The sequence below is a fragment of the Pseudomonas danubii genome, from assembly GCF_042980055.1.
Classification (GTDB): domain Bacteria; phylum Pseudomonadota; class Gammaproteobacteria; order Pseudomonadales; family Pseudomonadaceae; genus Aquipseudomonas; species Aquipseudomonas danubii.
Genome location: NZ_CP116502.1, coordinates 2,507,907 through 2,530,997 on the forward strand (window position 1 = coordinate 2,507,907; position 23,091 = coordinate 2,530,997).

Sequence of the window (23,091 nt, forward strand, 5' to 3'; positions counted from 1 at the left end):
CTATAGTTTTACCTGCCTATATAAGCAGGGCGCTCCATCAGTTGCGGCTGATGGCCGAGCGTGGCGCTACCGGCTGGTTGTCGTTGGAAATGGTCACTTCCACACGACGGTTCATGGCACGACCGGAAACGCTGCCGTTATCGGCCACCGGATACTCCTTGCCGTAACCCTGGCTGACGATCCGCGCCGGATCGACGCCCATGCGGATCAGGGCCATCTGCACCGAGCCGGCACGGCGCTCGGACAGGGACTGGTTGTAGGAGTCGCTACCGGTGCTGTCGGTGTAGCCTTCGACGATCACCTTGCGGTCCGGGTTCTCCTGGAGGAATTGCGACAACTTGTTGATGTTCACCAGACCATTGGATTTCAGGTCGGACTTGTTGGTGGCGAACAGCACGTCACCGAAAGTCACCAGGGTGCCGCGATCGGTCTGCTTGGCGTTGAGGCTGTCCTGCAGTTGCTTGATCTGCGCGTTACGGGCATCGAGGATGGCGCGGGCGCGCTGGTCGCCGGCGTCCTTGAGCTTGGCTTCGGCAGTGCGCAGGGCAATGGTTTCCTTGGCCACTTCAACCCGCTGGTTGGTCAGGTAGGCCAGTTGGTCGACTTTCTTCTCGTCTTCCTTGTTCAGGTAAGCCTTGTCGGCCTTGTCCATCCAGTCGGCGGCATCCTTGGTTTCCAGGGCCGCGATTTTGCTCGCCTGCGGGTTGGCTTGCAGGCCGGAGAAGTTGGTCCGGGCGTTTTCCAGGTTGGCGTTAGGCGGGGTGGAGCAGGCCGCCAGGGCTACGCTCATGGCCAACAGGGCAGGGATCATCAGTTGTTTGCGCATAATGGTTCGTCCTTTCAATCAAATACGAGTACGTGGGAATCGGCGGCGGCTTACTGCACGCTGCGCATACCTTCCTGACGCAGTTCCTGAACGCCTTTCTGCGAATCTTTCAGCGCCTGTTCGGCCTTGGCGGCCTGGGCCTTGCGTTCGGCGACACGGGCATCCCACTCGGCTTGTTCAGCCAGGCGACGGGCTTCGTCGTACTTCTTGTCGTGCATGGCAATCTCGGCTTGCTTGAGCTTGTCCTGGGCCGATTTCATTTCCACGGCGGCGAATTCGGTGCCGCCTGCGCTCACTGCGCTGTTGACCGCAGATTGCGTGACCGCGTACTGCTCGGAAGGCGGGTTACCGGCACAACCGGCCAGTACCATGCTGCTACCGAGGGCCAGCGCGGCCAGTTTCAGCCCGCGCAGAGAGGTGAACGAGGATTTGGCAGTGCTGATCTTCATGGTCTTCAACTCCATTGGGTAACTCCTGAAAAACATCAATATCCATCCCGGTCCTGGCGCCGTGACGCTGAGTGACGGGCGCTGATGGCAAAATTTGAAACGGCCGTTCCAGTGATGGCTAATGGGTGTGACCCGAGGCTTTTTTGAATAGTTCAGAGAAAGATGGCGATTGGCCGGAAAAAAATCTGACGCCTTGGTCAGGGCTCTAAATCGGGAACTTTTGCTGTGCGCAGGGGTATCCCCGGCCCTTTTCAGGACCGGGAGCGATGGTTTTCTCAAGGGAAACGAGAGACGGTGGACTCAGTGTTTGGGCTTGTCGGCCTGGCTTGAGATCAACTGCAGATGTTGACGTGACAGGGCCAGAAAGCGTGGGGTGGGGCCGACATCTTCGTACAGCGGATCACCTTCCTCGTCGGTGGCCACTACGTGCTGACCCTGGATGTAGGGGAAGCTGGCTTCCAGCTCTTCCAGGGCGGCGCCGATCAGTTCGCCGAGCAGTTCCTCGGTCTGGCGTTTGGGGTACATCTCGGAGAGTGCGGCCAGGCGCGCGGCGGCTTCCACATCCAGGTGAATCCGGTAGCCGGTCTTGGTCAGGCGACCCTTGGCGTTTTCTTCCCAGTGTTGCGCAAGTTCACGGATTTTCATGATGACCTCAATGAACACCTGCTTGTGGCAAGTTGGGTTGAGTGACCGGCACGGGCCGGTGCGTGGCCCTTGTGCGGTCTACTGTTGAGACTAGCTCCATCGCCGAAGGTTGGGCGCCGGTTTGCCACGTGCTTGCTAAGGGATGCCTGCAAGCGGCACTCTTGAGCCTTCCGTGCCGCCTTGAGTCTGCTGGAGAACACCTCGATGACCGATATTGATGCGCGCTTGCGCGAAGACGTTCACCTCTTGGGAGAACTGTTGGGCAATACCATCCGTGATCAGTACGGGGAGGCTTTCCTCGACAAGATCGAGCAGATTCGCAAGGGCGCCAAGGCCGATCGACGGGGCTCGCCCGGGGTCGAATTGAGTGCCAGCCTCGACCAGTTGAGCGAGGACGAACTGCTTCCGGTGGCCAGGGCCTTCAACCAGTTCCTCAACCTGGCGAACATCGCCGAGCAGTATCAGTTGATCCACCGCCGCGACGAGTCGCAGCCGGCGCCGTTCGAGGCCCGGGTACTACCGGAGCTGCTGGCTCGGCTGCGGGCTGCTGGGCATTCTGCCGATGCTCTGGCCCGGCAGTTGGGGCGCCTGGAGATTGAGCTGGTGCTCACCGCTCACCCCACCGAAGTGGCGCGCCGCACCCTGATTCAGAAATACGATGCCATCGCCGGGCAACTGGCGGCCCAGGACCATCGCGATCTCACCAGCGCCGAGCGCGGGCAGATCCAGGAACGCCTGCAGCGCTTGATTGCCGAAGCCTGGCACACCGAGGAAATCCGCCGTACTCGGCCGACGCCGGTGGATGAGGCCAAATGGGGTTTCGCGGTGATCGAGCACTCCTTGTGGCAGGCCATTCCCAACTACCTGCGCAAGGCCGACAAGGCGTTGTTCGAGGCTACCGGGCTGCACCTGCCGTTGGAATCGGCACCGATCCGCTTCGCTTCGTGGATGGGCGGCGACCGGGACGGCAACCCCAATGTCACCGCCAGCGTGACCCGGGAGGTACTGTTGCTGGCGCGCTGGATGGCTGCCGACCTGTACCTGCGGGACGTCGATCACCTGGCCGCCGAACTGTCCATGCAGCAGGCCAACGCGGCCTTGCTGGCCAGGGCCGGGGACAGTGCCGAGCCGTATCGGGCGCTGCTCAAGCAATTGCGCGAGCGTCTGCGGGCCACCCGTAACTGGGCGCATGCAGCGCTTGGCGCTCCGGTGCCGGCGGGTGCCGAGGTATTGCAGAACAACCGCGACCTGCTGGAGCCGCTGCAGCTGTGCTACCAGTCGCTGCATGAATGCGGTATGGGGGTGATCGCCGATGGCCCATTGCTCGATTGCTTGCGGCGGGCGGTGACGTTCGGCCTGTTCCTGGTGCGTCTCGATGTGCGTCAGGACTCCAGTCGGCACACCTCGGCCATGACCGAAATCACCGACTATCTGGGCCTGGGCCGCTATGAGGACTGGAGCGAGGAAGATCGCATCAGCTTCCTGATGCGCGAGCTGAGCAGTCGCCGTCCCTTGCTGCCGGGTTATTTCAAACCCTCGGCTGACACGGCGGAGGTGCTCGCTACCTGTCGCGAGATCGCCGTCGCCCCGGCGGCTTCCTTGGGTTCCTACGTGATTTCCATGGCGGGCGCGGCCTCCGATGTACTGGCGGTGCAGTTGCTGCTCAAGGAGTCTGGGGTGCTGCGGCCGATGCGTGTGGTGCCCTTGTTCGAAACCCTGGCGGACCTGGACAACGCCGGGCCGGTGATGGAAAAACTGCTGCACATGCCGGGCTATCGCTCACGCCTGCAAGGGCCTCAGGAAGTGATGATCGGTTATTCCGACTCGGCCAAGGATGCCGGGACCACCGCTGCGGCCTGGGCGCAATATCGGGCTCAGGAACGGCTGGTGGATATCTGCCGTGAACAGCAGGTGGAACTGCTGTTGTTCCATGGCCGCGGCGGTACTGTGGGGCGCGGCGGCGGTCCGGCCCACGCGGCGATTCTGTCGCAGCCTCCGGGTTCGGTGGCGGGGCGCTTCCGCACCACCGAGCAAGGGGAAATGATCCGTTTCAAATTTGGCCTGCCGGACATTGCCGAGCAGAACCTCAACCTTTATCTGGCTGCGGTACTGGAAGCCACCTTGCTGCCGCCGCCGCCTCCGGAGCCAGCCTGGCGTCACCTGATGGACGAGCTGGCCAGCGACGGGGTCCAGGCCTATCGCGCGGTGGTGCGGGACAACCCGCAGTTTGTCGAGTACTTCCGCCAGTCCACCCCGGAGCAGGAGCTGGGCCGCCTGCCCCTGGGCAGTCGGCCAGCCAAGCGCCGTGCCGGTGGCATTGAAAGCCTGCGGGCTATCCCATGGATCTTCGGCTGGACTCAGACGCGCCTGATGCTGCCGGCGTGGCTCGGCTGGGAAGCGGCCTTGAGCAAGGCGCTGGCCCGAGGCGAGGGTGAGTTGCTGGGGCAGATGCGTGAGCAATGGCCGTTTTTCCGCACTCGCATCGACATGCTGGAGATGGTCCTGGCCAAGGCCGATGCCGACATTGCCCGTTCTTATGACGAGCGCCTGGTGGAAGCGGAACTGCTGCCATTGGGTGCGCATTTACGCGACCTATTGTCGCAGGCCTGCGCGGTGGTCCTGGGCCTGACCGGGCAGTCGCAACTGCTGGCCCACAGCCCCGACACCCTGGAGTTCATCCGCCTGCGCAATACCTACCTCGACCCGCTGCATCTGTTGCAGGCGGAGTTGCTGGCACGCTCGCGCAAACAGGAGGCGCCGCAAGGAAGCCCCCTGGAACAGGCGCTGCTGGTCTCCGTAGCGGGTATCGCCGCCGGTTTGCGCAATACCGGCTGAGGTTGCAGAGGGCTGTCGGCCTGCTTTGGCACGGCCCTGATCGGGACAATCCCAAGGTGTCGCTCAGATTCATCTGGCGACACTTTGTTATGGGGTTGCGACTTGTTCTACCGTGCCGATGGGGCACAAAAGGGCCGGGTTCCTCCGACTTTCGACTGCTTGTGTGCGCTGTGTCGGCTGTGTATCTTGATCAGCCTTTGGCCGTTTGGGCGGCCACTATCCTATTTTTGAGATTGGCCCCACGAGGCGAATCCGAGCGTTTCTAAATAAAAAATTGAGGAGCACATCGATGCGCGTAATTCTGCTGGGAGCTCCCGGGGCCGGTAAAGGTACTCAGGCAAAGTTCATCACCGAAAAGTTCGGCATTCCACAGATCTCCACCGGCGACATGCTGCGTGCTGCGGTCAAGGCCGGCACCGAGCTGGGCCTGAAGGCCAAGAGCGTGATGGACAGCGGTGGCCTGGTGTCCGATGACCTGATCATCAACCTGGTCAAGGAACGCATCAGCCAGGCCGACTGCGTTAATGGCTTCCTGTTCGACGGCTTCCCGCGCACCATTCCTCAGGCCGAAGCGCTGGTCAAAGCCGGTGTTGAGCTGGACAACGTAGTAGAAATCGCTGTTGACGACGAAGAGATCGTCCAGCGTATTGCCGGCCGCCGGGTGCACGAAGCTTCGGGCCGGGTCTACCACACCGTTTACAACCCGCCGAAGATTGCCGGCAAGGACGACATCACCGGTGAAGACCTGGTGCAGCGCAAGGACGACACCGAAGAAACCGTGCGTCATCGCCTGTCGGTCTATCACTCCCAGACCAAGCCGCTGGTGGAGTTCTACCAGCAACTGGCCGCGGCTCAAGGCAAACCGAAGTACAGCCATATCCCTGGCGTGGGTTCGGTGGAAGTGATCACCGCCAAGGTGCTCGAAGCCCTGAGCTGAGTTGCCTGATCGTTTGATCGTTCAACGGCCCGCTTGCGGGCCGTTGCTGTTTATAATGCGTCACTTTTTTCAATGCCGATGGAACCCCCGATGAGCACCTTGCTGGCCCTGGACACCGCGACTGAAGCTTGCTCCGTTGCTTTGCTGCATGACGGCAAGGTTACGAGCCATTACGAGGTGATCCCCCGCCTGCATGCACAGAAGCTGTTGCCGATGATCCAGGAGCTGCTGGCCAATGCCGGCACCACCTTGCAGGCGGTGGATGCGATTGCCTTTGGCCGTGGCCCCGGCGCTTTCACCGGCGTGCGGATCGCCATTGGCGTGGTGCAAGGGCTGGCCTTCGCCCTGGAGCGTCCGGTGCTGCCGGTGTCCAACCTGGCGGTGCTGGCCCAGCGCGCCTTGCGTGAGCACGGTGCGACCCAGGTGGCCTCGGCCATCGATGCGCGCATGGATGAAGTCTATTGGGGCTGCTACCGGGAAACGGCTGGCGAGATGCGTCTGGTGGGCGCCGAAGCGGTGCTGCCGCCGGAAGTCGCGGCCTTGCCGGAGGGGGCCAGCGGCGACTGGTTCGGCGCGGGCACCGGCTGGGGTTATGGCGAGCGCATCGCGGTCCCTCTCAGTGGTCAGGACGCGGGCATGCTGCCCCACGCCGAAGACCTGCTGACCCTGGCGAAATTTGCCTGGGAGCGGGGCGAAGCGATAGTTGCCGATGACGCACAACCGGTCTATCTGCGCGACAAGGTGGCCACGCCCAAAGCCCGTTGAGGGTGGTCCAAGTGTTTGCGGGGGTTCAGATTTTTCCGGTGTAAACCGGCCAATCGTCTGGTTTTCGGAGTCGATTCTGCTCGGGTTTAAACCTTTTGGCTTTTCTGTGTTCTAGTTATCACTTGGGCATTTGCTAAGTCGAAGCGGTGCCGCTAAATTGCCATCATTGACCCCGGGCTTTTCAGTATGCGCATAGACGGCATCTCCTCTCAGTCCTACCCCATCAAGCGCAAGCCTCGTAAAGGCCTGGCGCTGGTAGACGAGTCTCTGGATGATGACGACGCCATTGAAGTCCAGTCCGAACCTGCGACTCAAAGCCGTTCCCAGGCATCTGCCCCTCGCACCGGTAATCTCCCCGCCCGTCCTCAGGACATGATCTTTCAGCGCGCGATGAAAAAGAGCGTGGCCAATGCCCTGGCCAGCTACCTGACCACCGCCGGCTTTGTCGATTGGGATCTGGAAGTGGTGGGGCTCGACCTGTACATCTGATGCTGCCTTATTTCCTGGGTTGTCCTTCCTGGAGCGAAAACGCCTGGCGTGAGTACCTGTACCCGGAGGATGCGCGACCCACTGATTTCCTTGGCCTGTATTCCCAGGTCTTCAATGCCGTTGAAGGCAACACCACCTTCTATGCACGGCCCGCGCCCGGCACTGTGCAGCGCTGGGCCCAGATCATGCCCGAGCACTTTCGTTTCACCGCCAAGTTTCCCGGTGACATCAGCCACGGCGGTGACCTGCGCGAACAACTGAGCGCTGCCCAGACCTTTATCCAGTTGCTCAGCCCCCTGGGGGAACGTGTGTCGCCCTTGTGGCTGCAATTGCCGGCCAGCTTCGCACCGCAGCGTCTGGGGGAATTGGCGGGCTTTATCGAGGGTCTGGAGCGGCCGCTGGCGGTGGAGGTCCGGCATCCGGAGTTCTTTGCCAAGGGCGATGCGGAGCGCATGCTCAACCGACTGTTGCGTGAGCGTGGCGTCGAGCGTATCTGCCTTGATCCACGGGCCCTGTTCAGTTGCACGTCCACTGCTCCCGCGGTGCTGCACGCCCAGTCGAAAAAGCCCAAGGTGCCGCCGCGACCTGCGGCGTTCACCCAGTTTCCGCAAGTGCGCTTCATCGGTCATCCGGAGCTTGAGGCCAACGATCCATTTCTCGTGCCCTGGATCGACAAGGTCGCCGGCTGGATCGAAGAGGGGCGTACCCCTTATGTCTTCCTGCATACCTCGGACAACCGACTGGCCGCTGAACTGGCCCGCCGTTTTCATAGCCAGCTGATGCAACGTTTGCCTGGCTTGCCCGCGTTGCCTGAGTTATACAGAGAGCCCGCCGCGGAGCAGCTCGGCTTGCTCTGAGGCGTCTTCATTGCCTTCTTCCGGAGCGAGCAAATGGACGCGCAAACCCTTCGAGCCAATGCCTTCAAAGCCCTGCATGAACGTGCCGGCGCCTTTGTCATTCCCAACCCCTGGGATGCCGGTTCCGCGAAGATGCTGGCCGGTCTCGGGTTCGAGGCCCTGGCCACCACCAGCGCCGGTTATGCCTTCTCCCTGGGGCGTCCGGATGCCGAGGGCGCCGTCAGCCTGGAAGACACCCTGGACAATGTGCGGGTCATAGTCGGTGCCAGCAGCCTGCCGGTGGCGGTGGACTTGGAAAACGGCTTTTCCGACAGTCCTGAAGGTTGCGCCCAAGCCCTGTTGTTGGCGGCAGCCAGTGGTGTGGTTGGAGGCTCGATCGAGGACGCCAGCGGTCGCGCCGACGACCCTATCTATGACTTCAACCTGGCGGTGGAGCGTATCGAGGCATGTGCTGCCGCCGTGCGCAGCTTGCCATTCCCGTTCATCCTGACTGCCCGGGCGGAGAACCTGCTCCACGGTCGTGATGATCTGCCAGACACCATTCGCCGCTTGCAGGCCTTTGCCGAAGCCGGTGCCGATGTACTCTATGCTCCGGCCCTGCGCAGCGCCGAGGAGATTGTGCAGGTGGTGCGGGCTGTGGCGCCCAAGCCGGTGAACGTGCTGATGTCTGGTGGCCTCAACCTGAGCGTGGCGCAACTGGCGGAGCTGGGGGTCAAGCGCATCAGTGTCGGTTCGGCCCTGGCCCGGGCCGCCTATGGTGCTTTCTACCGGGCTGCGGAGGATATCCGCGAGCATGGTCGCTTTGATTTTGCCGATCGTGCGATGCCGTTTCGGCAGATCAATCAATTGTTCAAACAGCCATAAAGCGGGACATTCTGTGCGGGTGGTGAGAATTCTGGGCGTCCTGTTGTTGCTGGGCGCCTTGTTGTTGATTGGTATACGCCTGGGCTGGGTGCCGCTGGCGGATGCCTGGAACCCTTGGGCGCCGCTGGATGTAAGGGCCAAGCCGAATCTGTTGACCCGCTTCAAGCTGGCGCGGCTGCGGGACGATCCGCAACTGTGCGACGAGGTGCTTGGCCGTTCCGGCTTGCGCACCAGTCGCCAGCCCGACAGTCGTGGTGATGTGGCCTGCCCATTGAGCAATACCTTGCGCGTGCAAGGTGGCGATGTCGCCTTGAGCAGCAGCTTCCTTGCCAGTTGCCCACTGGCGGTGGCCTTTGCCCTTTATGAGCGCCACGGGCTGCAGCCCGCGGCACAGGCGGTGTATGGGCAGCGCGTGGCGCGGGTCGATCATCTGGGCAGTTTTGCCTGCCGCAATATGTACAGTCGTGAGAATGGTGCTCGCAGTCAGCACGCCAGTGCCAACGCCCTGGATATTGCCGGTTTTCGACTGGCGGACGGGCGCAGCATCAGTGTGCTCAAGGATTGGCCGAAGGACAGCGATGCGGGACGTTTTTTGCGACTGGCCCGGGACGGTGCCTGCGATGCATTCAATGTGGTACTGGGGCCGGATTACAACAGCGCCCATCGCAACCATTTTCATCTGGATGTAGGGCCTTGGTGGATATGTCGCTGAGGAGCCGGCTCAGGCGGCGATGCGCAGGTTCTGCAGAATCAGTGGGCGTGCCCAGCCGATGTCGAAGTCCATCTGCCGCTGTTGCTCGATAAGCTCCTGCGGCGGGAACGGTTCGGCCGGTTTATCCAGCAGGTCCAGTTCGAATTCGGCGATGGGCAGGTGCAGCGGACGTGGTTCCGGTGCCGGGCCGGGGGCCGGCAGCGGCTGACCGGCATTGAGCACGATCGGGCGGACCCAGCCACTCTCAAAGTCCTGCTGACGTTGCTGGGCAACGATTTCTTCCGGCGGGAAGGGCGGAGCCGGCTTGTCCAGCAGTTCCATTTCGAATTCGGCGATCGGCAGGAACAGCGGCTCAGGGGGGCGAATCTCGGTGTCCTGAACATCGCAATGGCGCTGGTTGACGATCTGCGTCAGAACATCGGTGCCGCCAACCGGTTCCACGGGACCATCAATGGCCACCGCGGGTAGCCCGTCAACGCTCGCGCCTTCTCCCTGTTGCTCGGCCAGGGCCTGGGCAAAGAAGTCCTGCCACAGATGGCTGACGCCGCTCAGTGCCTGGGAGTTGCGTAGGCCATAGTCGCCGTGGCGAGAGATATAACCTATCGATGTGCGTTGAATGTCTGACATTGCTCTCGGTCGACGCTGAGCTCTGGCAAAATGGCCGATAGTTCTGTTATCGGCAGTTTTTGCCGATCATTAATTTTTTGAGTGTGTTTTCAGATGAATGAGCAACCCGCGGCCTGCCGCATCAAAGTCGAGGCCCTGGACGCTGGATTCGCGCCGCAGGCTCAGCAATGGGCACAACGCCTGGGACTGCCGTTGCAGATCGACGAGGCCGAGTTTGCCCTGCAGGTGGGTGAGCAGGGGCTGCAATTGCAACAGCTGGGCGCCGATGCACCAGGGCCGGTGCGGGTGGACTTTGTTGAAGGCGGAGCGGCCCATCGGCGGCTGTACGGTGGTGGCAGCGGGCAGATGATTGCCAAGGCGGTGGGCGTTGCTCAGGGCGTGCGGCCACGGGTGCTGGATGCCACGGCAGGCTTGGGCAAGGACGGGTTTGTCCTGGCTACCCTCGGCTGTGAAATGAGTCTGATCGAGCGCCAGCCATTGATTGGTGCGCTGCTGGAGGACGGGTTGGCCCGGGGGGCGCTGGACGCCGAGGTGGCGCCTATCGTTGCCCGCATGCACTTGCTCAAGGGCAACTCTATCGAGCTGATGCGCAACTGGGAGGGCGAGCCGCCTCAGGTGATTTACCTCGATCCGATGTTTCCCCATCGGGAGAAAAGCGCCTTGGTGAAAAAGGAAATGCGTCTGTTCCGGCCGTTGGTGGGGGACGACAATGACGCTCCGGCACTGCTGGCCGCAGCCCTGGCCCTGGCCAGCCATCGAGTGGTGGTCAAGCGCCCGCGCAAGGCACCGTGCATTGAAGGGCCGAAGCCAAGCCACGGACTGGAAGGCAAATCCAGTCGCTACGATATCTACCCGAAGAAGGCCCTCAAGGCCTGAACCCGATGTAGGCGCCGGCTTGCTGGCAAAAGCGGTTTCAGGGGAGGGCTCCTGGTTGTAGGAGCCGGCTTGCCGGCGAAGGCGATCTCAGGGCCTCTTCGCTGGCAAGCCAGCTCCTACAACAGCCTGCTCCCGCACATGCCGGTTTCTATGGCCGGTAGGCGCGCATGAACAGATCCACCACTTCTTGCACGTGCTCTTCCGCAGCGGGGCCTCTCAAGGGCTCGCCGCAACCATAGAGCAGGCGGAAGTTCGCCCCGCCCTTGAGCATGCAGAAGAAATGCTCGGCGGCATTGCGCGGCTTGTCGATGTGCAAGGTGCCCAACTGATTGATTCGCCCCAGCAGCCGCTCCATACCCTGCAGTACGCGTTCGGGGCCGGCCTCAATGAACATTTGCGAGAGCTTGGGATCCTGATTGCCTAGGGCCATGATCAAGCGATGCAGGTTCACCGACTCGTCGCTGTTGATCAGCTGATGAAAGCCTCGTGCGATGTTCAACAGGACGCCTCGCACCGGTGTGTCGGGCGTCAGTTCGTAGATCAGCGTGGGCAGCTGCTCTTCGCACTTGGCCACCACGGCGGCGGTGAACAGGGTCTCTTTGTCGTTGAAATGGCTATAGACCGTGAGTTTTGAAACGCCGGCTTCGGCGGCGACCGCATCCATGCTGGTACTGGCGTAGCCATTGCTCAGAAACAGGTTTTTCGCTGCTTCGAGAATGGCCTGGCGCTTGGCCAGATCCTTGGGCCTGCCTGGCCCAACGTTTGCGGAGTGATTGTCGGACATTTTTTCGCTGTTAATACTGGACTGGTGAGTTTGCTATTAATAACATACCGGCCAGTATAATTATTCCAAGCACCATTAGCGAAAGGTCGCCGCCATGTTCCGCTATGCCTTGCCAGTCAGCCTGGCTTTTTTTCTGTCTGCTTGTGGGCACGAAGAGCCCGTTCAAATTGGCGTCCGACCGGCCATGGTGGTCCAGCCAGAGCCTTCGGCGCGGGTTTCGGACAGTTATCCGGGCGAGGTGCGAGCCCGCTACGAACCCGACCTGGCGTTCCGTATCGGTGGCAAGGTCAGTCGACGACTGGTGGAAGAAGGCGAGCGGGTCAAGGCCAATCAGCCCCTGGCCGAACTCGATCCCCAGGATGTTCGCCTGCAACTGGAGGCCACTCGGGCCCAGGTCACGGCGGCCACTGCCAACCTCAATCTGGTGCGCGCCGAGCGTGATCGCTACAAGACCCTGCTGGAGCGGCAGATGGTCAGCCATTCCCAATACGACAACGCCGAAAACCTCTACCGTGCTGGTGAAGCACGCCTGAAGCAGATCAAGGCCGAGTTTGACGTGGCCAACAACCAGGCCGGTTATGCCGTGCTGCGTGCCCCGCAGGATGGCGTGGTGGCCAAGCGCGCAGTGGAAGTGGGGCAAGTGGTGGCGGCCGGGCAGACAGTCTTTACCCTGGCCACTGACGGTGAGCGTGAGGTGCTGATCAGCTTCCCCGAGCAGAACTACGGTCGCTTCAAGGTCGGCCAGCCAGTCTCGGTGGAACTCTGGACCCAGCCGGGCCAACGTTTCGACGGGCGCATCCGCGAGCTGTCCCCGGCTGCCGATCCCAAGTCCCGGACCTTTGCCGCACGCATTGCCTTCAGTGCCGGCAAGGTTCCGGCGGAGTTGGGCCAGAGCGCCAGGGTGTTCATCCAGAGCGCTGATGCGCTGTCGCTGTCGGTGCCGTTGTCGGCGCTGACTGCCGAAGGGGGCGCGACCTACGTTTGGCGAGTCGATGCCAACAACACCTTGCACAAGACGCCGGTACGGGTCGGTGCCTTCGGTGAGAAGACAGTGCCGGTGCTCGAAGGTTTGAGCGCCAGCGATTGGGTGGTGGCAGCCGGGGTGCATGTGCTCCATGAGGGCTTGCAGGTGCGCCCGGTGGATCGCTCCAACCGTGTGGTCAATCTGGCGGTCAAGGAGTAGTCCCCGATGGGTTTCAACCTTTCTGCATGGGCGTTGCGCAATCGCCAGATCGTCCTGTTCCTGATGCTGTTGCTGGCCATTGTCGGTGCGCTGTCCTACACCAAGCTGGGCCAGAGCGAAGACCCGCCTTTCACCTTCAAGGCCATGGTGATCCGCACCAACTGGCCGGGGGCCACGGCCCAGGAAGTGTCGCGCCAGGTCACCGAGCGCATTGAAAAGAAACTCATGGAAACCGGCGAGTACGATCGCATCGTTTCCTTCTCCCGCCCCGGGGAATCCCAGGTGACCTTCATTGCCCGGGATTCGATGCACTCCAACGAGATTCCCGAACTCTGGTATCAGGTTCGCAAGAAGATCAGCGACATTCGCCAGTCCCTGCCGCCGGGCATCCAGGGACCGTTCTTCAACGATGAATTCGGTACGACCTTCGGCAATATCTATGCGCTGACAGGGCAGGGCTTCGACTACGCCGTGCTCAAGGACTATGCCGACCGTATCCAGATCCAGCTGCAGCGGGTCAAGGACGTGGGCAAGGTCGATCTGCTGGGCCTGCAGGACGAAAAGATCTGGATCGAGCTATCCAACGTCAAGCTGGCAACCCTGGGCCTGCCCCTGGCAGCGGTGCAAAAGGCGCTGGAGGAGCAGAACGCGGTGTCTACTGCGGGGTTCTTCGAGACCCCCAGCGAGCGGGTGCAATTGCGGGTATCCGGCAACTTCCAGACGGTGGAGCAGATTCGCAATTTCCCGATCCGGGTCGCCGATCGCACCTTCCGCATTGGTGATGTGGCGGATGTGCGTCGCGGCTTTAATGATCCACCGGCACCGCGCATGCGTTTCATGGGGGAAGACGCCATTGGCCTGGCCGTGGCGATGAAGGACGGCGGCGACATCCTGGTGTTGGGCAAGGCCCTGGAAGGCGAGTTCTCCCGCCTGCAGAAAAGCCTGCCGGCGGGGATGGAGTTGCGCAAGGTGTCCGATCAGCCGGCGGCGGTGAAAACCGGGGTCGGCGAGTTTGTCCGGGTGCTGGCCGAGGCCCTGATCATTGTCCTGCTGGTGAGCTTCTTCTCCCTGGGTGTGCGCACCGGCATGGTGGTAGCCCTGGCGATTCCCTTGGTGCTGGCGATCACGTTCGCCACCATGTACTACCTGGGGATAGGCCTGCACAAGATTTCCCTGGGCGCCCTGGTGCTGGCGTTGGGGCTGTTGGTGGATGACGCGATCATTGCGGTGGAGATGATGGCGATCAAGATGGAGCAGGGGTTCGACCGGATCAAGGCCGCCAGCTTTGCCTGGACCAGTACCGCCTTTCCCATGCTCACCGGCACCCTGATTACCGCAGCGGGCTTTTTGCCGATTGCCACGGCCCAGTCCGGCACCGGCGAGTACACCCGCTCGATCTTCCAGGTGGTGACCATCGCCCTGGTGGCTTCGTGGATTGCCGCCGTGGTCTTCGTTCCCTACCTGGGGGAAAAGCTCCTGCCGGACCTGGCCAAGATCCACGCCGCCAAGCACGGCGCCGAGTCCAATCCCCACGGCACGCCTTTCTACCAGCGCGTGCGCCGGGTGGTGGGCTGGTGCGTGGAGCGGCGCAAGACCGTGATCGTCCTGACCATCCTGGCGTTCGTCGGTTCGGTGATGCTGTTCCGTTTTGTCCCGCAGCAGTTCTTCCCGGCCTCGGGCCGCCTGGAATTGATGGTCGACCTGAAACTGGCGGAAGGTGCTTCCCTGAGCAACACCGCCGATGAGGTCAAGCGCCTGGAGGCGATGCTCAAGGACCACCCAGGCATCGACAACTACGTGGCTTATGTGGGGACCGGTTCACCGCGTTTCTACCTGCCGCTGGACCAGCAACTGCCGGCCACCAGCTTTGCCCAGTTCGTGGTGCTGGCCAAGACCATCGAGGAGCGGGAGAGCCTGCGCAGTTGGCTGATCGCGACCCTCAATGAACAGTTCCCGGCCTTGCGCTCTCGGGTCACGCGCCTGGAGAACGGTCCGCCAGTGGGTTACCCGGTGCAGTTCCGGGTCACAGGCGAGCACATCGAGGAGGTTCGCGCCCTGGCGCGCAAGGTGGCGGCCAAGGTGCGGGAGAACCCCCATGTGGTCAACGTTCACCTGGACTGGGAGGAGCCGAGCAAGGTGGTCTACCTGAATATCGATCAGGACCGGGCCCGGGCGCTGGGTGTCAGCACCGCCAACCTGTCGAAGTTCCTGCAGAGCTCGCTGATCGGTTCCACCGTCAGCCAGTACCGTGAGGACAACGAACTGATCGAGATTCTCCTGCGCGGAACCCAGCAGGAACGCACTGAGCTGGCCTTGTTGCCAAGCCTGGCAGTGCCCACCGACAACGGCCAGAGCGTGTCGCTGTCCCAGGTCGCGACCCTGGAGTACGGCTTCGAGGAAGGGGTGATCTGGCACCGTAACCGCTTGCCCAACGTCACCGTGCGTGCCGATATCTACGGCAAGGAACAACCGGCGACGTTGGTGCAGCAGATTCTGCCGACCCTGGAGCCGATTCGCGCCGAACTGCCGGACGGCTTCTTGCTGGAGGTGGGCGGCACTGTCGAGGATTCGGCCCGTGGCCAGAACTCGGTGAAGGCCGGCGTGCCGCTGTTCATCGTGGTAGTGCTGACCTTGCTGATGATTCAGCTGCGCAGTTTTTCGCGCACCGCCATGGTGTTCCTCACTGCGCCCCTGGGGCTGATCGGGGTCACCCTGTTCCTCCTGGTGTTCCGCCAGCCCTTCGGCTTTGTGGCCATGCTCGGCACCATTGCCCTGTCCGGGATGATCATGCGCAACTCGGTGATCCTGGTGGACCAGATCGAACAGGACATCAAGGCTGGCCTGCGTCCCTGGGATGCGATCATCGAAGCCACTGTGCGGCGTTTCCGTCCCATCGTGCTGACTGCCCTGGCGGCAGTACTGGCGATGATTCCGTTGTCGCGCAGTGTGTTCTTCGGGCCGATGGCGGTGGCCATCATGGGCGGCCTGATTATCGCCACGGTCTTGACCCTGCTGTTTCTGCCAGCGCTGTATGCGGCCTGGTTCCGGGTCAGGAAGGACTGATCCGGGCAACTCGCAAGGCATCAACCTGGGCCGGGTAGAGATTACCCGGCCTGGTTTTTCCGCAGTGCAGGTTTTCCAGCAATTGGGCAGCGTGCTCTTCGAACATTTGCTGCCTGGGACTTAGGGGGAGCAGGCCAGGACCGCAAGGTCGTCAATGGACAGCAGTCCGCAGGGGGGGGGCATGACCGGACCGCCAGCTCTGGCATTTCATCCGGGGGCTGCCCTCTAGCCAGGGAGTCTGCCTTCAGTAGGAGCTGCGGGGCTTGCCCAAGAGCCAATGGGACCTGCACCGTCAGGGCAACCTGCTGTACTTTCGCCGGCACTCGCGGCCTTGCCCGCTAAACAGTGGGCAAGGCCGTAGGGCGGATCAGAGGGTGCCGAAGACTTTCTTGGCCAGGCTGGTGGCCGCAGCCGCCGGGTTCTGGCGAATGGTTTCTTCCTGCTTGCCGATCATTTCGAACAGACCATTGAGGGCTTGCTCGGTCACGTAGCCTTCGATGTTGGCACTCTTGGCATCCAGCACACCCAGGGTCGCGGCCTGGCCGGCGAAGGAGTTGTACTGCTTGGCCAGGCCGACCTGATCGGTGGCTTGCTTGACGATAGGCAGGAACTTGGCGCGGATCTGTTCGCGGCTGCTTTTGTCCAGATACTGGGTGGCGGAGTCCTTGCCACCGGCGAGAATGCCCTTGGCGTCGGCCACGGTCATCTTCTTCACCGCGTCCACCAGCAGAGCCTGCGCTTGCGGCACGGCGGCCTCAGCGGCCTTGTTCATGCTGGTTTCCAGTTGATCGACCTGATCACCCATGCCGAACTGTTTCATCTTCTTCGCGACTTTGCCGAGGTTGCCCGGCAGTTCGATACGCACATCGGGGTTGTTGCTGAACCCGCCGGGTGTTCCCAGCTGTTTGACGGCGATCTGTGCGCCTTGGGTCAGGGCGTCCTTGAGGCCACCGCTGGCGTCACCCTGGGACAGGTCGCTCAGGGACAGGGCCAGGGCACTGGCGGAGATCAGCAGGCCAGCGCACAGGCTGGTGAAACGGAGCGAGGTACGGAGCATGGCGGCTTCCTTGGGCAATGAAAATTAACGTACAGCGTCGACACGGAGTTTCAACGGCTGGGGATCTTTGCCGTCGAGGTTGACCCCGTTGTGTTCGGTGGTGATGAACATCAGCTTGCCGTCCAGTTCGATCCGCGCACTGACCGCGTAGCGGTGGCCGGGCTTGACCTGGGCCGGGTCGTAGCTGAGGTGGAAGGGCAGCGGCACCTGGCCTTTGACCGGGCCACTCTGCTCGGCCAGGACCACCGCCGGAGCGTCCGCCAGGGAGACGTCCTGCAGGCTCACGCTCAAGGTGGCGGCAGGCGGCAGGGCGATGCGTTGCAGATAGAAGACTTCGCCATCGAGGCTGGCCTTGGCTGCGGGTTGCATGGCCTGGCAGGCTCCAAGCAGCGCAGTGGCTGCCAGCAGGGTGAGTTTTTTCATGACGGATCTCCGTATCGAGGGCGCCGCAGGTTCTGCGGCGCCGATAAGAATCTAGTCGCTTTGCGCCGGTGCCGCGAGCTGGTCGGCGGCATCTTCGCTGCGGTGCAGGGCGACCTGGCGGATCGACAGGCGAATCTCCGCCGGCAGCACCCGTTTGGCCGCGCCCTCGGCCAGTTCCCCCAGCAGTGGGTGATAGCTCAGCTTGCCGGCTTCGTCGCGGCGCAGTACGCCCTGATCCAGCAGGGTCTGGATGAAGTGGCGGAACAGGCTCTTGTCGAAGAACTCCGGGGCATTGAGGCCATGCAGGATCGACAGGCGCTGGGCCATGACCGTGCACAGGTCTTCCAGTTCTTCGGCGCTGATACTGTTCTGCCCGCTGTTGAGCAACAGGGAAATGGCCATGTAGAAGCGCTGCAGGGTCTGGGCGATGCTCTTGGACAGCAGGGTCAGCAGAACAAAATGCCGCGAGCTGGGCGCCGGGCGCAGGTACAGGTCTTTCTCGAAGCGCAGCAGGCCCTGTTCGACGAAGGCCTCCAGCCATTGATCCACCACGCCGTCCAGTTCTTCCAGGGACCAGCGAATGAACAGCTCCGACTGCAGGTAGGGATACAGCGCGCGGGTGTAGCGCAGTATCTGTTCGCGGCTCATGCGCGACGAACTCTGGAAGAAGCTCGCCAGCAGTGCCGGCAGGGCGAAGATGTGCAGCACGTTGTTGCGGTAATAGGTCATCAGGACGGCGTTCTGCTCGTCCAGGTAGAGGATCTTGCCCAGGGCGTCGTTCTGCTCGGCCAGCAGGTTCATGTCCTTGACGTGCTGGATCAGCGCCTGGCCGTCGCCTTCCGGCAAGGTGGTGTGGGGCGAGTAGGGCACGCGGCGCAACAGCGCCAGGTACAGGTCCAGGACCCGGGCCATGGCTCGGTCGTCCAGGGCCAGGCGGCTGGTGGACAGCAGGGCCAGGGCCACCAGGTTCACCGGGTTGATCGCCGCGGCTTCATTGAGGTGCTGAGCCACCCGCTCGCCCAGGCGGTTGGTGGTTTCGTTGAGCCAGGCCGGGCGGTATTGCGGGCCCAGTTCCTGGGTGCGCCAGTCCGGTTGTTCCTGGTCGAGGAATTCCGCCAGTTTGATCGGTTCGCCGAAGTTCACCGCCACCTGGCCAAAGCGCTGTTTGAGGGCGCCGATGACTTTGAAGATGTCGAAGATCGACTCCTTCTTCTTGCTCGCGCCGCGCAGTTCGCCCAGGTAGGTGCGGCCTTCCAGAACCCGCTCGTAGCCGATGTACACCGGTACGAAAACGATGGGCATGCGTGAGGAACGCAGGAAGCTGCGCAGGGTGATGGCCAGCATACCGGTCTTGGGCTGCAGCATGCGCCCGGTGCGCGAGCGGCCGCCTTCGACGAAGTACTCCACCGGGAAACCCTTGGTGAACAGGGTGTGCAGGTACTCGTTGAACACCGAGGTGTACAGCGGGTTGCCCTTGAAGGTGCGGCGCATGAAGAAGGCCCCGCCGCGGCGCAACAGGCTGCCGATCACCGGCATGTTGAGGTTGATCCCGGCGGCGATGTGCGGCGGGGTCAGGCCATTGCGGAACAGCAGGTAGGACAGCAGCAGGTAGTCGATATGGCTGCGGTGGCAGGGCACGTAGATCACTTCGTGGCCCTGGGCGATTTTCTGCACGCCTTCGAGGTGGTTGACCTTGATCCCGTCGTAGATCTTGTTCCAGAACCAGCTCAGCACCACTTCCAGGAAGCGAATTGCAGTGTAGGTGTAGTCCGAGGCGATCTCATTGCCGTAGCGCAGGGCCTGGGCCTTGGCCTTTTCCGGGGAGATCTTCTCGCGCTCGGCTTCGTCGAGGATCGCCTGTTTCACCAAGGGCTGGTTGAGCAGGCCCTTGACCAGGTTGCGCCGGTGGGAAATGTCCGGGCCGATGACCGCGGCCTTGAGGTTGCGAAAGTGCACCCGCAGGATGCGCTGGGCCATGCGCACGGTGCGCTCGTGACCCTTGTTGTGCTCGATCAGTTCGCGCAGGTTGATCGGGGCCGAGAACTGCACCCGGGTCTTGCGCCCCAGGATCATGATGCTCAGCAGCCGGCGCAGGCGTCCGGTGACCGCCCAACTGTCGGCGAACAGCAGCTTCCAGGGGCTGGACTCGCTGTCCGGGGACTGGCCCCAGAACACGCTGACCGGAATGATTTGCGCATCTTCGGCAGCGTTCTGGGTCAGGGCGCTGACCAGTCGGGTCAGGGTTGGCGGTGCGCCGCGTTTGTCCTGGCGACCGAGCCAGTCGGGTTCCGGGGTCAGGTAGAAGAACGCCGCGGGCTCCAGCAGGTTGCCCACCGACACCGGCAGTACCGGGCGTGGCAAGCCGGCCTTGGTGCATTCGGTATCGACCACGGCGAGGTCAGTCAGGGATGGGTTTTGCAGGACGTAGAACACCGGCCGGCTGCGGTCGAGGTCGAGGGTGAAGGACGACTGGTTGATGGTTTCCGAGCGCACCCAGAGGTACAGCAGGCGGCGCAAGGTGCCAAACACAAGACGACGGATCGGGGAGCGGGTCATACGGCTTCTGCGTGAGTGAATAAGAAATCAAAACCGAGCACCTGCTCGGGGCCGGTAGTGTGCCGGATTCGCCGAAAATCGGCAAAAAAGCACCCAAACAAGATTGAGTTGAGAGTTTTTACGCCTGTCATATACTCGGCCGACTCTCCCGCGGTCGTATTGCCTCCAGTCATAGAGAGGCAGCTCGAGGGAAAGTTCTCAAGGCAGGGTGGCAGTGCGCCCAGCCAATAATAAAAAAATGAGGTGTGGATTCATGACTACTCGTGAGACCGGCAACGTGAAGTGGTTCAACGACGCCAAGGGCTACGGCTTTATCCAGCGTGAAGGTGGGGCGGACGTGTTTGTCCATTACCGAGCGATCCGTGGCGAAGGCCACCGTTCGCTGACCGAAGGCCAGCAGGTGGAATACGCCGTGGTCGAAGGTCAGAAAGGTCTGCAAGCCGAAGACGTCGTCGGCCTGTAACCAACCCTGCAGGAGCTGGCTTGCCAGCGAACGGGGCGCTGGCGATGCAAGGCTCAGGGGCCTTTTCGCCGGCAAGCCGGCTCCTACCGGATTGCGCTGTTCAGGCAGTGCGCCAGGTAATCTCTTCTTCGCCGTCGGTGCTGATGCGAATCCAGCGATCGGCGGTCTCTTCACCTTCTTCCTCGACCCAACTGCCCGGTGCGCAGCGCACTTCCACATTCAGCGCGGCAAAGGCGGCGCGGGCACAGGCAATGTCGTCATCCCACGGAGTCTGGTCGCTTTCCAGGTACAGGCTGTTCCACTTGCCCACGGCCTTGGGCAGCCAGGTCACGGGTACTGAGCCTGCGGTGCATTTGTAGGTCTGGCCCTTTTGCACCCAGTCGCTGCACGGGCCGAGCACGGCGCCGAGCCAGGTGGCGATGGCCTTGTAGTCGACGTCGGCGTCTTTCAGGTAAATCTCGATATCGGGCTGGCGCATGGATGTCCTCATTGCCGGTCTGAAAAATCCATTCGCGGATTTCTTCGACCTCGGGCCCATGCCCGCGGTCGTTGGGTTAAGTGGGGGGTTACTGCAGCACGAAGTAATCGTAGCGCATCGACACGCTGACCTCGAAAGGCTCGGCCTGCTCGATCACTGCGGCCCGGCGTTCGGCGCTGGCGCGCCAGCCGTGGGGCGTCATGGCCAACAGGTTGGCGCGATCTTCCGGGCGTTCCAGGCGCAGCCTGAACTCCAGGGTTTCGCTGTGGGCCAGGGCCATGCCCTCCGGCACCAGGGCCAGGTGCTTGTCGTCGGTGTATTCACGCACTTCGTCGTACAGGCGTTCGCGCAGCTCCATCAGGTGGCCGCTGGTAGGGCCGACTTTCATCAGGCCGCCACCCGGGCTCAACAGGCGCTTGGCCTCTTGCCAGTCGAGGGGGCTGAAGACGCTGGCGAGAAACTGGCAGCTGGCATCGGCCAACGGGATGCGCGCCATGCTGGCGACCATCCAGGTCAGTTGCGGCGCGCGACGACAGGCGCGTTTCACGGCCTCCCGGGAAATATCCAGGGCGTAGCCGTCGGCGTCGGGCAGGGCGTCGGCCAACTGCGCGGTGTAGTAACCCTCGCCGCAGCCGATGTCGACCCAGCGCTGGGGCGTGCGTTCTGCCGCCAGCTCTGCCAGGCGCCGGGCCACCGGGGCGTAGTGCCCGGCGTTGAGAAAGTCGCGGCGGGCCTCGACCATGGCCTGGTTGTCGCCCGGGTCACGGCTGTTCTTGTGCTGCACCGGCAGCAGGTTCAGGTAGCCCTGGCGGGCACGGTCGAAGCGATGCCCGGCCGGGCAGACCACGCCGTTGTCCACGGCATTCAGCGGGGCGCTGCAAAGAGGACAGGCAAGCATCAGGCAAGCAACTTGACGAGAGTCTGATAGTAGATCTCGGTCAGCACATCCAGGTCGCTGGCCAGGATCCGCTCGTTGACCTGGTGGATGGTGGCGTTGACCGGGCCCAATTCCACCACCTGGGTGCCCAGGGTGGCGATGAAGCGACCGTCGGACGTGCCGCCGCTGGTGGATGCCTGGGTCTCGCGGCCAGTGACTTGCTTGATGCTGGCCGAGACCGCGTCCAGCAGGGCGCCGGGTTCGGTGAGGAACGGCAGGCCGGACAGGGCCCAGTCCACGTGCCAGTCCAGGCCGTGCTTGTCGAGGATCGCTGCAACCCGTTGTTGCAGGCCTTCAACGGTGGATTCGGTGGAGAAGCGGAAGTTGAACACCGCCACCAGATCACCGGGGATCACATTGGTGGCGCCGGTCCCTGAATTGAGGTTGGAAATCTGGAAGCTGGTGGGCGGGAAGAAGGCATTGCCGTCGTCCCAGTGTTCGGCCGCCAGTTCCGCCAAGGCCGGAGCCGCCAGGTGGATCGGGTTCTTGGCCAGGTGCGGGTAGGCCACGTGGCCTTGCACTCCACGCACCGTGAGCTTGGCGCCGAGGGAGCCGCGGCGGCCGTTCTTGACCACATCGCCCACCAGGCTGGTGCTCGAAGGTTCACCGACGATGCACCAGTCCAGGCGCTCCTTGCGTGCCGCCAGGCGTTCCACCACTGCCTTGGTGCCGTGGTGCGCCGGGCCTTCTTCGTCGCTGGTGATCAGGAAGGCTACCGAGCCCTTGTGGTCCGGGTAATCGGCGACAAAGCGCTCGGCGGCCACCAGCATGGCGGCCAGGCTGCCTTTCATGTCCGCCGCGCCACGGCCACACAGCATGCCGTGCTCGTCGATCAGGGCTTCGAACGGGTCGTTCTGCCAGGCCTGGACCGGGCCGGTGGGCACCACGTCAGTGTGGCCGGCGAAGCACAGCACCGGGCCTTCATGCTGGCCATGGGTGGCCCAGAAGTTGTCCACGTCCTCGATGCGCATCGGTTCCAGCTTGAAGCCGGCATCCCCCAGGCGCTGCATCATCAGCTTCTGGCAGTCGGCGTCGACCGGTGTCACCGAGGGGCGACGGATCAGATCACAGGCAAGTTGCAGGGTCGGCGAAAGCTCGGCAGGGGCCGTCATGGGGAACTCCGGTGCAAGGCATTGTGTAGGAGCCGGCTGGCCGGCGATGGCGGTTTACTGGTTACACCGCGTCGCGTGGTTTGCTGGTCAGCCAGCGCCTACAGGGTTGGGCGGGGCGCGCAAAATGGCGGATATCTTAAAGCAAAACGGCGG

The 23,091-nt window shown here is 62.7% G+C and carries 22 protein-coding genes; 11 read left to right on the plus strand and 11 right to left on the minus strand.

The window, feature by feature from the left end:
* Positions 1 to 37: 37 nt before the first annotated feature.
* The 3 genes from PFZ56_RS11550 to PFZ56_RS11560 form a co-directional block, all read right to left on the minus strand.
* A complete protein-coding gene (locus tag PFZ56_RS11550; RefSeq protein WP_110596467.1) occupies positions 38 to 826 on the minus strand; it encodes an OmpA family protein in 789 nt (262 codons plus the stop codon).
* Positions 827 to 876: 50 nt separating this feature from the next.
* Complete coding sequence (locus PFZ56_RS11555) at positions 877 to 1,290, minus strand: DUF4398 domain-containing protein (protein WP_016967758.1); 414 nt, start codon at positions 1,288 to 1,290, stop codon at positions 877 to 879.
* Between the two features lie 285 nt (positions 1,291 to 1,575).
* Positions 1,576 to 1,920: a pilin assembly protein gene (locus PFZ56_RS11560; protein ID WP_102878530.1), complete on the minus strand. Its 345-nt coding sequence runs from the start codon at positions 1,918 to 1,920 to the stop codon at positions 1,576 to 1,578.
* A gap of 204 nt (positions 1,921 to 2,124) precedes the next feature.
* Between PFZ56_RS11560 and ppc the strand changes: the two genes are divergently transcribed.
* The 7 genes from ppc to PFZ56_RS11595 all read left to right on the plus strand — a co-directional run bounded on the left by ppc (position 2,125) and on the right by PFZ56_RS11595 (position 9,379).
* On the plus strand, positions 2,125 to 4,755 hold the full coding sequence (gene ppc, locus PFZ56_RS11565; protein ID WP_102861339.1) for a phosphoenolpyruvate carboxylase: 2,631 nt from the start codon (positions 2,125 to 2,127) through the stop codon (positions 4,753 to 4,755).
* 289 nt (positions 4,756 to 5,044) lie between these two features.
* Positions 5,045 to 5,692: an adenylate kinase gene (gene adk, locus PFZ56_RS11570; protein ID WP_102861340.1), complete on the plus strand. Its 648-nt coding sequence runs from the start codon at positions 5,045 to 5,047 to the stop codon at positions 5,690 to 5,692.
* 90 nt (positions 5,693 to 5,782) lie between these two features.
* Positions 5,783 to 6,457: a tRNA (adenosine(37)-N6)-threonylcarbamoyltransferase complex dimerization subunit type 1 TsaB gene (gene tsaB, locus PFZ56_RS11575; protein ID WP_102878531.1), complete on the plus strand. Its 675-nt coding sequence runs from the start codon at positions 5,783 to 5,785 to the stop codon at positions 6,455 to 6,457.
* Positions 6,458 to 6,643: 186 nt separating this feature from the next.
* The gene (locus tag PFZ56_RS11580; RefSeq protein WP_102878532.1) at positions 6,644 to 6,946 is read left to right on the plus strand and encodes a hypothetical protein; all 303 of its coding nucleotides are present in this window, start codon (positions 6,644 to 6,646) and stop codon (positions 6,944 to 6,946) included.
* Complete coding sequence (locus PFZ56_RS11585) at positions 6,943 to 7,803, plus strand: DUF72 domain-containing protein (protein ID WP_170001234.1); 861 nt, start codon at positions 6,943 to 6,945, stop codon at positions 7,801 to 7,803. The genes PFZ56_RS11580 and PFZ56_RS11585 overlap by 4 nt, the downstream gene beginning before the upstream one ends.
* 33 nt (positions 7,804 to 7,836) lie before the next feature.
* Positions 7,837 to 8,667, plus strand: coding sequence for an oxaloacetate decarboxylase (locus PFZ56_RS11590; protein ID WP_102878533.1), 831 nt, complete (start codon positions 7,837 to 7,839; stop codon positions 8,665 to 8,667).
* 13 nt (positions 8,668 to 8,680) lie between these two features.
* A complete protein-coding gene (locus tag PFZ56_RS11595; RefSeq protein ID WP_102878534.1) occupies positions 8,681 to 9,379 on the plus strand; it encodes an extensin family protein in 699 nt (232 codons plus the stop codon).
* 9 nt (positions 9,380 to 9,388) lie between these two features.
* On the opposite strand, the gene PFZ56_RS11600 is transcribed toward PFZ56_RS11595, so the two are convergent.
* On the minus strand, positions 9,389 to 10,006 hold the full coding sequence (locus PFZ56_RS11600; protein WP_110652338.1) for an energy transducer TonB: 618 nt from the start codon (positions 10,004 to 10,006) through the stop codon (positions 9,389 to 9,391).
* Positions 10,007 to 10,099: 93 nt separating this feature from the next.
* On the opposite strand from PFZ56_RS11600, the gene PFZ56_RS11605 reads away from it, so the two are divergent.
* The gene (locus tag PFZ56_RS11605; RefSeq protein ID WP_102861346.1) at positions 10,100 to 10,882 is read left to right on the plus strand and encodes a class I SAM-dependent methyltransferase; all 783 of its coding nucleotides are present in this window, start codon (positions 10,100 to 10,102) and stop codon (positions 10,880 to 10,882) included.
* A gap of 148 nt (positions 10,883 to 11,030) precedes the next feature.
* Here the strand turns inward: PFZ56_RS11605 and PFZ56_RS11610 are convergent, their stop codons facing one another.
* A complete protein-coding gene (locus tag PFZ56_RS11610; protein WP_102861347.1) occupies positions 11,031 to 11,666 on the minus strand; it encodes a TetR/AcrR family transcriptional regulator in 636 nt (211 codons plus the stop codon).
* Between the two features lie 94 nt (positions 11,667 to 11,760).
* On the opposite strand from PFZ56_RS11610, the gene PFZ56_RS11615 reads away from it, so the two are divergent.
* Complete coding sequence (locus PFZ56_RS11615) at positions 11,761 to 12,849, plus strand: efflux RND transporter periplasmic adaptor subunit (RefSeq protein WP_102878537.1); 1,089 nt, start codon at positions 11,761 to 11,763, stop codon at positions 12,847 to 12,849.
* A gap of 6 nt (positions 12,850 to 12,855) precedes the next feature.
* Entirely contained in the window at positions 12,856 to 15,912 is a 3,057-nt protein-coding gene (locus tag PFZ56_RS11620) for an efflux RND transporter permease subunit (RefSeq protein ID WP_110596471.1), read from the plus strand.
* 367 nt (positions 15,913 to 16,279) lie between these two features.
* On the opposite strand, the gene PFZ56_RS11625 is transcribed toward PFZ56_RS11620, so the two are convergent.
* Genes PFZ56_RS11625 through plsB form a run of 3 tightly spaced genes read right to left on the minus strand, consistent with a single transcriptional unit; the run spans position 16,280 to position 19,948 of the window.
* Positions 16,280 to 16,969, minus strand: coding sequence for a DUF4197 domain-containing protein (locus tag PFZ56_RS11625; RefSeq protein WP_102878539.1), 690 nt, complete (start codon positions 16,967 to 16,969; stop codon positions 16,280 to 16,282).
* A gap of 24 nt (positions 16,970 to 16,993) precedes the next feature.
* A complete protein-coding gene (locus PFZ56_RS11630) occupies positions 16,994 to 17,392 on the minus strand; it encodes a YbaY family lipoprotein (RefSeq protein ID WP_102861350.1) in 399 nt (132 codons plus the stop codon).
* Positions 17,393 to 17,443: 51 nt separating this feature from the next.
* Positions 17,444 to 19,948: a glycerol-3-phosphate 1-O-acyltransferase PlsB gene (gene plsB, locus PFZ56_RS11635; protein WP_102878541.1), complete on the minus strand. Its 2,505-nt coding sequence runs from the start codon at positions 19,946 to 19,948 to the stop codon at positions 17,444 to 17,446.
* Between the two features lie 253 nt (positions 19,949 to 20,201).
* On the opposite strand from plsB, the gene PFZ56_RS11640 reads away from it, so the two are divergent.
* Positions 20,202 to 20,411: a cold-shock protein gene (locus PFZ56_RS11640; RefSeq protein WP_011059510.1), complete on the plus strand. Its 210-nt coding sequence runs from the start codon at positions 20,202 to 20,204 to the stop codon at positions 20,409 to 20,411.
* Positions 20,412 to 20,511: 100 nt separating this feature from the next.
* On the opposite strand, the gene PFZ56_RS11645 is transcribed toward PFZ56_RS11640, so the two are convergent.
* The 3 genes from PFZ56_RS11645 to dapE form a co-directional block, all read right to left on the minus strand.
* Positions 20,512 to 20,889: a hypothetical protein gene (locus tag PFZ56_RS11645; protein WP_102861352.1), complete on the minus strand. Its 378-nt coding sequence runs from the start codon at positions 20,887 to 20,889 to the stop codon at positions 20,512 to 20,514.
* Positions 20,890 to 20,977: 88 nt separating this feature from the next.
* A complete protein-coding gene (locus tag PFZ56_RS11650) occupies positions 20,978 to 21,787 on the minus strand; it encodes a putative RNA methyltransferase (RefSeq protein WP_170001081.1) in 810 nt (269 codons plus the stop codon).
* Positions 21,787 to 22,938, minus strand: a complete 1,152-nt coding sequence (dapE, locus tag PFZ56_RS11655; protein WP_102878542.1) for a succinyl-diaminopimelate desuccinylase — start codon at positions 22,936 to 22,938, stop codon at positions 21,787 to 21,789. The genes PFZ56_RS11650 and dapE overlap by 1 nt, the downstream gene beginning before the upstream one ends.
* Between the last annotated feature and the right edge of the window lie 153 nt (positions 22,939 to 23,091).

Coding starts and splice junctions, on each gene's coding strand:
- PFZ56_RS11550 (WP_110596467.1), bottom strand. CDS start 826: ATGCGCAAACAACTGATGATCCCTGCCCTGTTGGCCATGAGCGTAGCC.
- PFZ56_RS11555 (WP_016967758.1), bottom strand. CDS start 1,290: ATGGAGTTGAAGACCATGAAGATCAGCACTGCCAAATCCTCGTTCACC.
- PFZ56_RS11560 (WP_102878530.1), bottom strand. CDS start 1,920: ATGAAAATCCGTGAACTTGCGCAACACTGGGAAGAAAACGCCAAGGGT.
- ppc (WP_102861339.1), top strand. CDS start 2,125: ATGACCGATATTGATGCGCGCTTGCGCGAAGACGTTCACCTCTTGGGA.
- adk (WP_102861340.1), top strand. CDS start 5,045: ATGCGCGTAATTCTGCTGGGAGCTCCCGGGGCCGGTAAAGGTACTCAG.
- tsaB (WP_102878531.1), top strand. CDS start 5,783: ATGAGCACCTTGCTGGCCCTGGACACCGCGACTGAAGCTTGCTCCGTT.
- PFZ56_RS11580 (WP_102878532.1), top strand. CDS start 6,644: ATGCGCATAGACGGCATCTCCTCTCAGTCCTACCCCATCAAGCGCAAG.
- PFZ56_RS11590 (WP_102878533.1), top strand. CDS start 7,837: ATGGACGCGCAAACCCTTCGAGCCAATGCCTTCAAAGCCCTGCATGAA.
- PFZ56_RS11600 (WP_110652338.1), bottom strand. CDS start 10,006: ATGTCAGACATTCAACGCACATCGATAGGTTATATCTCTCGCCACGGC.
- PFZ56_RS11605 (WP_102861346.1), top strand. CDS start 10,100: ATGAATGAGCAACCCGCGGCCTGCCGCATCAAAGTCGAGGCCCTGGAC.
- PFZ56_RS11610 (WP_102861347.1), bottom strand. CDS start 11,666: ATGTCCGACAATCACTCCGCAAACGTTGGGCCAGGCAGGCCCAAGGAT.
- PFZ56_RS11615 (WP_102878537.1), top strand. CDS start 11,761: ATGTTCCGCTATGCCTTGCCAGTCAGCCTGGCTTTTTTTCTGTCTGCT.
- PFZ56_RS11620 (WP_110596471.1), top strand. CDS start 12,856: ATGGGTTTCAACCTTTCTGCATGGGCGTTGCGCAATCGCCAGATCGTC.
- PFZ56_RS11625 (WP_102878539.1), bottom strand. CDS start 16,969: ATGCTCCGTACCTCGCTCCGTTTCACCAGCCTGTGCGCTGGCCTGCTG.
- PFZ56_RS11630 (WP_102861350.1), bottom strand. CDS start 17,392: ATGAAAAAACTCACCCTGCTGGCAGCCACTGCGCTGCTTGGAGCCTGC.
- plsB (WP_102878541.1), bottom strand. CDS start 19,948: ATGACCCGCTCCCCGATCCGTCGTCTTGTGTTTGGCACCTTGCGCCGC.
- PFZ56_RS11640 (WP_011059510.1), top strand. CDS start 20,202: ATGACTACTCGTGAGACCGGCAACGTGAAGTGGTTCAACGACGCCAAG.
- PFZ56_RS11645 (WP_102861352.1), bottom strand. CDS start 20,889: ATGCGCCAGCCCGATATCGAGATTTACCTGAAAGACGCCGACGTCGAC.
- PFZ56_RS11650 (WP_170001081.1), bottom strand. CDS start 21,787: ATGCTTGCCTGTCCTCTTTGCAGCGCCCCGCTGAATGCCGTGGACAAC.
- dapE (WP_102878542.1), bottom strand. CDS start 22,938: ATGACGGCCCCTGCCGAGCTTTCGCCGACCCTGCAACTTGCCTGTGAT.